The sequence below is a fragment of the Nocardiopsis codii genome, from assembly GCF_036327455.1.
Classification (GTDB): Bacteria; Actinomycetota; Actinomycetes; order Streptosporangiales; family Streptosporangiaceae; genus Nocardiopsis; species Nocardiopsis codii.
This window is the reverse complement of the sequence record NZ_JAUZMY010000097.1, coordinates 1-509: the sequence shown is the minus strand read 5'-3', so window position 1 is coordinate 509 and position 509 is coordinate 1. Positions and strand designations below refer to the sequence as shown.

Annotated in this window: 1 protein-coding gene; it reads left to right on the top strand. The window is 62.5% G+C overall.

What is annotated here, in order from left to right; all coding sequences use genetic code 11:
- The coding region (locus Q8791_RS31795) for a peptide-methionine (R)-S-oxide reductase (protein ID WP_330095560.1) at window positions 1-202 on the top strand (202 nt) is incomplete at its 5' end.
- Window positions 203-509 lie beyond the last annotated feature (307 nt).

The following is a 509-nucleotide window of genomic DNA, read 5'->3' as shown; positions in this document are numbered from 1 at the left end:
CTGCGGCTGGCCGGCGTTCGCCTCGCCCGCCGCCGACAGCAGCATCGCGGAAGAGCGCGATGTCTCGCACGGCATGGTCCGCACCGAAGTGCTGTGCGCGAAGTGCGACGGCCATCTCGGCCACGTCTTCCCCGACGGACCGGGACCGACGGGATTGCGCTACTGCATCAACTCCGCGGCATTGAAGCTCGAGCCCAAATAAACCTCGCGTCAACGCTCCCCTTCCTCAGAGAAAAAATAGATCCGCGCGGCTTGTCTCAGGCCGCGCGGCTCCTATCTCTGCGGTCCGTTCGCGTTGCGAACGGTAAAAACGCCAACAAGAAACGCGTCCAAAGAACTTCTGTATTCAAGGAATGCCCATGTCCACCAGATCGCGCCAGACCGTGCTGGCCCTCGGCCTTGCAGGCCTTCTCGTCGACGCTGTCGCGTCCCATCCCGCCTTCGCCATCAACAAGGTCACGCTGTTCAAGGTCGTCTCGCCGCAGAACGAAATCGTGATCGGCCTCACC